Annotated in this window: 8 protein-coding genes; 3 read left to right on the plus strand and 5 right to left on the minus strand. The window is 75.9% G+C overall.

Annotated features, from left to right (window positions below; translation table 11 throughout):
• Positions 1-100 precede the first annotated feature (100 nt).
• Positions 101-1,300, plus strand: coding sequence for a CaiB/BaiF CoA transferase family protein (locus ACFYWL_RS05580; protein WP_386967733.1), 1,200 nt, complete (start codon positions 101-103; stop codon positions 1,298-1,300).
• Positions 1,301-1,385: 85 nt separating this feature from the next.
• Here ACFYWL_RS05580 and ACFYWL_RS05585 read toward each other — a convergent pair whose 3' ends face one another.
• Complete coding sequence (locus ACFYWL_RS05585) at positions 1,386-1,799, minus strand: DUF2267 domain-containing protein (RefSeq protein ID WP_386967736.1); 414 nt, start codon at positions 1,797-1,799, stop codon at positions 1,386-1,388.
• Positions 1,800-1,983: 184 nt separating this feature from the next.
• Between ACFYWL_RS05585 and ACFYWL_RS05590 the strand changes: the two genes are divergently transcribed.
• Both ACFYWL_RS05590 and ACFYWL_RS05595 read left to right on the plus strand, forming a co-directional pair.
• Positions 1,984-2,253: a DUF2795 domain-containing protein gene (locus ACFYWL_RS05590; RefSeq protein ID WP_386967738.1), complete on the plus strand. Its 270-nt coding sequence runs from the start codon at positions 1,984-1,986 to the stop codon at positions 2,251-2,253.
• A 47-nt stretch (positions 2,254-2,300) separates the two neighbouring features.
• Positions 2,301-2,939, plus strand: coding sequence for a DUF1345 domain-containing protein (locus tag ACFYWL_RS05595; RefSeq protein WP_386967741.1), 639 nt, complete (start codon positions 2,301-2,303; stop codon positions 2,937-2,939).
• A 215-nt stretch (positions 2,940-3,154) separates the two neighbouring features.
• Here the strand turns inward: ACFYWL_RS05595 and ACFYWL_RS05600 are convergent, their stop codons facing one another.
• The 4 genes from ACFYWL_RS05600 to ACFYWL_RS05615 form a co-directional block, all read right to left on the minus strand.
• Positions 3,155-3,817 carry a hypothetical protein gene (locus ACFYWL_RS05600; RefSeq protein ID WP_386967742.1) on the minus strand — a complete coding sequence of 221 codons (663 nt, stop codon included), beginning with the start codon at positions 3,815-3,817 and terminating at the stop codon, positions 3,155-3,157.
• A gap of 76 nt (positions 3,818-3,893) precedes the next feature.
• Positions 3,894-4,865, minus strand: a complete 972-nt coding sequence (locus ACFYWL_RS05605) for a pirin family protein (RefSeq protein ID WP_386967744.1) — start codon at positions 4,863-4,865, stop codon at positions 3,894-3,896.
• Positions 4,866-4,880: 15 nt separating this feature from the next.
• The gene (locus tag ACFYWL_RS05610) at positions 4,881-5,735 is read right to left on the minus strand and encodes a hypothetical protein (RefSeq protein WP_386967746.1); all 855 of its coding nucleotides are present in this window, start codon (positions 5,733-5,735) and stop codon (positions 4,881-4,883) included.
• 287 nt (positions 5,736-6,022) lie between these two features.
• Positions 6,023-6,939 (minus strand): electron transfer flavoprotein subunit alpha/FixB family protein (locus ACFYWL_RS05615; protein ID WP_386967748.1); only part of this gene is annotated, 917 nt, incomplete at its 5' end.

The following is a 6,939-nucleotide window of genomic DNA, read 5'->3' on the forward strand; positions in this document are numbered from 1 at the left end:
CCAAGCCGACACCGGCCCGTCACCAGGGGTGATGCCCCCGTGGCTCTGGCGGTCCGTCCCGGCCTGTCCCGGGACGCCCGCCCGCGCCTATGGTGTCCCGGTGAGCGAGCACGCGAACCACCCCGGCGCGGACCACACGGCCGCCGGCCCGGCCGGCCCGCTCACCGGGATACGGGTGGTCGAGCTGGCCGGCATCGGGCCCGGCCCGTTCGCCGCGATGATGCTGGCCGACCTGGGTGCCGACGTCATCCGGGTGGACCGGGCCACCGACGTCGACCCGGCCGCCTTCGGCACGCCGCACCCGGACCTGCTCAACCGGGGCCGCCGCTCCGTCGCCGTGGACCTCAAGTCGGCCGGGGGCCGGGAGGCGGCGCAGGCCCTCGTCGGCGGCGCGGACGCGCTCATCGAGGGCTTCCGCCCCGGGGTGACCGAACGGCTGGGCCTCGGCCCCGCCGACTGCCTCGCGGCCAACCCCCGCCTGGTCTACGGGCGGATGACCGGCTGGGGGCAGGACGGCCCGCTGGCCCCGTACGCCGGGCACGACATCGACTACCTGGCGCTGACCGGGGCGCTGCACGGCATCGGCCGGGCCGGGGAACGCCCGGTGCCGCCGATGAACCTGCTCGGCGACTTCGGCGGCGGCGGGATGATGCTGGCCCTGGGCGTCGTCGCCGCCCTGTACGCCGTCCGCGCCGGCGCGCCGGGCCAGGTCGTCGACGCGGCCATCGTGGACGGCGTGTCGGTGCTCTCCACAATGATCCACTCGCTGCGCGGGGTCGGCAGGTGGCGCGACCCGCGCGGGGTGAACCTGCTCGACGGCGGCGCGCCGTTCTACGACACGTACGAGTGCGCCGACGGCCGGCACCTCGCGGTCGGCGCCCTGGAGCCCCGCTTCTACGACGAGCTGGTCCGCCGCACCGGGTTCCCGCTGCCCGGCGACGACGCGCCGGAGCGCGCCGACCCGGCGAACTGGCCGGCCCTGCGGGCCGCGTGGGCCCGGCTGTTCCGCACCCGCACCCGCGACGAGTGGACGGCCCTGCTCGGGGACTCCGACGCCTGCGTCGCGCCGGTGCTCGACTGGCGGGAGGCCCCACAGCATCCGCACCTGGCGGCCCGGCGCGTGTTCGTGGAGCACGCCGGGGCGACCCAGCCGGCCCCGGCGCCCCGGTTCTCCGGCACGCCGACGGCCCTGCGCCGGCCGCCCCCGCACCCCGGCGAGCACACCGACGAGATCCTGACCGAGGCCGGCTTCACCGCCGAGCGGATCGCCGCCCTGCGCGCCGCCGCCGCGGTCGCCTGAGGTGCAAGGAAGGGCCCCCTGTTAACGCATTCTGTTGTACAGGGGACCCCTCCTAACAGCTCCTCCCAACAGCCACGCCGGCCGGTCAGGGCCGGCGCGGGACCGCCGCGCCCGGCGCGAGCGCCGGCTCCACCATGTCCCGGTAGTCGCGCGGCATCTGCACCACGATGTCGTCGAACTCCCCGCCGGTCACCGCCTCGCGCAGCGTGGTGAACACCGCCCGGACGGCCTCCCGGGCGGCCCGCTCGTCGAGCCCGGCCCGCTGGCCGACCCGGGCGACGAACTCGGCCGCGCCGAACCGGTCGGCGGCCTCGGTGTCCGGGCTAGGCCGCAGGACCAGTTGCAACGGCCTCGGTAGCTGCGCCGCGAGGTCGAGCACCTCGCCGCCGGTCAACCGCTCGGCGAGCGTCTCCAGCGTGGCCCGGGTCAGCTCGACGGCCCGGTCGCCGGGGACCCGCGCCCGCAGGGCCACCTGGTCGACGAAGGTGTCGTAGTTCATGACGGCGCTCCTTCCGCTGCCTCGGGCGGTCGCGTGCCCGCAGGAGGAGGGTCGCGTACCCGCCGGGCGGGGGTGGAAACGGCCCGGCCACGTCGATCGCGGGCCCCGCGCGGGCGTGGGTGGCCGCACGGTGGGTAACCGCGGCCGGTCGGGAACCCCGATCGCGGCGACGAGGAGCGCACCCATGGCGAGCTACGACGACGTCCTGCAGTACCTGTCCAGCCTCGACTACCCGGCGGACAAGGCCGACGTGGTCCGAGAGGCGGAACGGGAGGGCGCCCCGCCGGACGTGCTGCGCGCGCTGCGGGCCCTGCCCCCCGTGGACTACGCCAACGGCGCCGAGGTGGCCCGGTCCGCCGGCATCGAGGCGGCCCCCGAGGCCGGCCCGGCGCAGCGGGCGGCGCAGGCCCGGGAACCGCACACCCGGGTCGCGCAGCACCTGCGGCGCATCTGACCACAGGCCGGCGACGCGGGCGAGTGGGTACGCGGCCGGTGCGGCGCGTGGACGGGCACCTCCCGGCGGTGGCGCAGCTGCTCGTGATGGGGCTGGTCGGGCTGCTGGCCGGTGGCCTGTTCGCGCTCGTCGGCCCGCCACGACTCGGCCCCCTCGTCGGCTGGGACGCGGCGGCGCTGAGCTGGCTGGTGCTGGTGTGGCGCACGCTGTGGCCGCTGGACGGCGACAGCACCGCCCGGCTCGCCGGCCGGGAGGACCCGAGCCGCGCCGTGCGCGACGTGCTGCTGCTGATCGCCTGCCTGGCCAGCCTGCTGGCGGTGGCGGTCGTGCTGCTGTACGCGCACAGCGCGCCGCCGGGGCCGGGCCGCGACGCGTACGGCGGGCTGGGCGTGGTGAGCGTGCTGCTGTCCTGGCTGGTGGTGCACACCGTGCACACCGCCCGGTATGCGCGCATCTACTACTCGGGGCCGGACGGCGGGGTGATGTTCCACCAGCGGGAACGGCCCCGCTACTCGGACTTCGCCTACCTGGCGTTCACCGTGGGGATGACCTTCCAGGTCTCCGACACCAACCTGACCAGCAACGAGATGCGTACCACCGTGCTGCGGCACTCGCTGTTGTCGTACCTGTTCGGGGCGGTCATCATCGCCGCGACGGTGAACCTGGTGGTGGGCTTGGCCGGCTGAGTGGGCAGCCGCGACAGACGGGCGCCCCGGGCCGCGAACCGCGACCCGGGGCGCCACGCAGAACCTGTGCCCCGGCGGTGAACGCGGCCCGAACCGGACCGCACCGCCGGGCGGCCACTCCCAACCGATGAGGACGGGAGTCAACTGCCGAGATCATCATAGCCGCGCCATCATCCGAACGGTCAGTTTTGCGGAAAACTGTGGGCCAGCGCACCTCAGGTGAGCTCGGCGTACCGCTGCTCCAGGTCCACCCGGGCGAGCGCGCCGACCAGCCAGGCGAGCCGCTCCGACTCGCCGCCGCCCGCCAGGACGGCCAGGTCGGCCGGCGACCGGCCCAGCCCGAGGCGGCGGGCCGCCGCCAGCGCCCGCCTGTCCGCCACCGGGGCCACCTCCCGCCACAACGCCTGCGCCTCGCGCAGGAACAGCTCCACCGCCTCGGCGTCGACGCCCGGCAGGGCGGACAGCATCGTCCGCTCGGCGGCCGGGTCGTGGTGGGCCGCGCCGCGCAACCGGCGCAGGTCGCCCCGGTAGCGCTCCACGACCGTACGGGCCAGATCGCCGAGGCCCTCGGCGAGCGCATCGACGTCGCCGCGCAACCCGGCCTCGCGCAACACGCGCACCCGGTCGGCGTGCAGCGACCGGGCCAGCCGGGCGGCGCTGTCCCAGCCAGAGTCGCGCAGCGCCTCCGCGGCGGCGACGGCGCGCCGGAAGTCACCCCGGCGGGCGAGCAGGACCGACAGGGTGAGCAGCTGGAACAGGCTGGACGGGTTGTTGGTGACCCGGAAGCCGTACTGCTCGGCGAAGCCGCGCCCGTCGCCCGCCAGGCGGCGTGCCAGGCGCTTCTTGTCCGCGGTGCTGGAGATCGTGGTGGTCGGCATGCCGGCGACTACCCGCGTCGCCGCCGGACACGCCTGGCGACCGCCGCCCGGTGCCCCCGTGGCGGGGGCTGGCGGCTCAGCGCAGGATCTCGCCGTGCCGGGTGCGGGCCAGCAGCCGGGTGGTCGGCAACGCGGGTGCCGGCAGCGGCGGGGCCGCGTCGTCCGCCACCACCCCGAAGCGGCGGCCGGCCGCCCAGTCCTCGCGGGCCGCGGCGATCTCCTCGTGCGACCGGCCGACGAAGTTCCACCACATCACCAGCGGCTCCTCGAACGGCTCGCCGCCGAGCAGCAGCAGGCGGCTGCCCGGGGCGGCGGCGACGGTCAGGCTCTCCCGCCCCAGGCCGAGGTAGAGCAGCGCCCCCGGCGTCACCGACACGTCACCCACCTCGGCGGAGCCGGACATGGCCAGCAGCGCGTACTCGAAGTCGCGGCGCAGCGGCAGCCGGGCCGGCGTCGCGCCGCGGGCGGTGAGCTGCGCGCCGAGCAGCGGGGTGTGCGCCACGGCCGGGGAGCGTTCCCCGCCGAGCTCGCCGACCAGCAGCGTGACGTCGGTGTCCCCGTCGCGCCACACCGGCAGGTCCTCGTGGTGGGCGAAGCCCGGCCCGCCGGCCCGCGCCGGGTCCGGCAGGGCCACCCACAACTGCACGCCGTGCATCACCGGCGGATGCGCCGCCGGCGACCGCTCCGAGTGCGCGATGCCGTGACCAGAGGTCATCACGTTGAGCTGCCCCGGGCGGATCGGCTGCACGTTGCCGAGGCTGTCCCGGTGCACGATCTCCCCGTCGAGCAGCCAGGTCACCGTCTGCAGGCCCGTGTGCGGGTGGGGCGGCACCTCCATGCCGGGGCGCTGCGCGACGTCGTCCGGGCCGAAGTGGTCGACGAAGCACCAGGCCCCGACCATCCGCCGCTGGCGCTGCGGCAGCAGCCGGCGCACCGTCGTGTAGCGGCCGAGCGGCACGTCGTGACCCGGCAGCAGCACGCTGCCCGGGTCGGCGGGCGCCACGCCCGGCGGGCGGGTCTGCGCCGGCAGAGATTCCGTACGATCCACCGCCCGACTGTACGCTCAGGCCCCCTCGACGGTCACCGTGTTGGCCCCGGCGGCCATGTCGACGTACACCCGGTCGACCCGGCGGTCCCAGTCCGGCGAGCCGGTCAGCGCGCCGGCCGCCACCCCCTGGCGATGCCGGCCGTAGACGGTGACCGCGCCGGCGCCGGCACCCGCCCGGACCCGGGTCGGCAGCGCGCCGGGCACCCGGACCACCAACTGGTTCACCCCGCCGGTCAGGCGCACCGTCAGCGTGCCGACGGCCCGGGGCAGGCGCAGGTCGACGCGGGTGGCCCCGGCGGCCAGCTCCAGCCCGGCGAGCCGCCCCCGGGTCAGGTCCAGCACCTGCTCGGTCACCCCGCCGGCCAGCCGCAGCCGCCAGGTGACCCGGGAGTTCAGCACGACCTCCGCGACGCCCGGGCCGCGCCGGCCGCTCGGTGCCATCCCCACCCGCAGCCGGTCCCCGGCCAGCTCCGGCCGGGGCTCCACCCCGCCGTCGGCGGGGCTGGCGATCCGGTACAGGTCCTCGCCGAGGTCGTCGAACCGCAGGTCGAACGTGGTCAGCCCGTCGACCAGCTCGAAGCTTGCCCGGGCGCGCCCCGCCAGGGGCGCGGTGAGCACCCGCCCGTCGGCCGAGGCTCCACCGCCGCCGGGCTCGGCCGCCAGCGGCACGGTCGACCCGACGTCCGGCCTGCCGCCGGAGAACGCCACCCCCAACCGGTCGGGGTTGGCCAGGGTCACCGCCACCGCACCGGCGCCCAACGCCAGCACCACCACCGCAGCGGCGGCCATGAGCCGTACGCCGCGTGGCCAGGCCGGGGCGGGCGGCTCCGGGACGGGATCCCCGGTCACCTCGACGACCGGTGCGGGCACCGGAGGGGCGGCCCTCGGACGGCGGTACGCGTCATGCTCCGAACCCGGCATGTGCTCCCCTTTCACGGTCCCCGCCAGGCAGTACGTACCCGACCCGGGATCGGATCACTCCGCCCCCGGCTTGCAAGGAAGGGCCCCTTGTTAACGACGCGCTGGCCGCGTGACCCGCCGGGGCGGTGAACACGTTGGCCCGCCGGTCAGCTCCCCGTCGACATTCGCGCGAAGGGGGGCCACCCGATCCCGGGTGGCCCCCTTCGGCGTCTCGCCCGGGTCGCCCCGGGGGTGGCTCACTTGCGCTTGCGGATCTCCTCGGCGGCCTGCGGCACGACCTTGAACAGGTCGCCCACCACGCCGAAGTCGGCCAGCTCGAAGATCGGGGCCTCGCCGTCCTTGTTCACCGCGACGATGGTCTTCGAGGTCTGCATGCCAGCCCGGTGCTGGATCGCCCCGGAAATACCCAACGCCACGTAGAGCTGCGGGGAGACCGTCTTACCCGTCTGCCCCACCTGGAACTGGTGCGGATAGAAACCCGAGTCCACGGCCGCCCGGGACGCCCCGACGGCCCCGCCGAGCAGGTCGGCCAACTCCTCGACCAGCTTGAAGTTGTCGGCGTTGCCGACACCGCGACCGCCGGAGACGACCACGGACGCCTCGGTCAGCTCGGGACGGGAGCCCTTCTGCTCGGCGACCCGGTCGACGACCCTGGCCAGCTTGTCGGCGTCGCCCACCGTCACGGTGAGCCGCTCGACGGCGGGCGTGGCGGGGGCCGGGGCCGGGGTCAGCGAGTTCGGCCGCACGGTCACCAGCGGCAGGCCCTTGGTGACCTTCGACCTGACGATGGCCGAGCCGGCGAACGCGACCTGCGTGGCAGTGCCGTCCGCCGCGAGGGCGACCACATCGGTCAGGATGCCGTTGTCCAGCTTGACCGCCAACCGGGCGGCGATCTCCTTGCCCTCCTGAGAAGAAGCCAGCAGCACGGCGGCCGGCTGCACCCGCCCGACGAGGCCGGCCAGCACGGTGGCCTTCGGGGCCACCAGGTAGCCGTCGATCTCCTCGCTCTCGGCGGCGTAGATCTTCTCCGCCCCGTACTCGCCCAGCTTCCCGCTTAGCGCCTCGGCCGCGCCGGGGCCGCCGAGCACGACCGCGGCAGGCGAGCCCAGCTCGCGGGCGAGGGTGAGCATCTCAAGGGTGACCTTCTTGACGC

It is taken from the genome of Micromonospora sp. NPDC002575 (assembly GCF_042889525.1).
Taxonomy (GTDB): Bacteria; Actinomycetota; Actinomycetes; order Mycobacteriales; family Micromonosporaceae; genus Micromonospora; species Micromonospora carbonacea.

What these genes read in the sequence shown, in the direction of transcription:
- ACFYWL_RS05600 (WP_386967742.1), bottom strand. Translation starts at nt 3,817, where the DNA reads ATGCCGACCACCACGATCTCCAGCACCGCGGACAAGAAGCGCCTGGCA.
- ACFYWL_RS05590 (WP_386967738.1), top strand. Translation starts at nt 1,984, where the DNA reads ATGGCGAGCTACGACGACGTCCTGCAGTACCTGTCCAGCCTCGACTAC.
- ACFYWL_RS05585 (WP_386967736.1), bottom strand. Translation starts at nt 1,799, where the DNA reads ATGAACTACGACACCTTCGTCGACCAGGTGGCCCTGCGGGCGCGGGTC.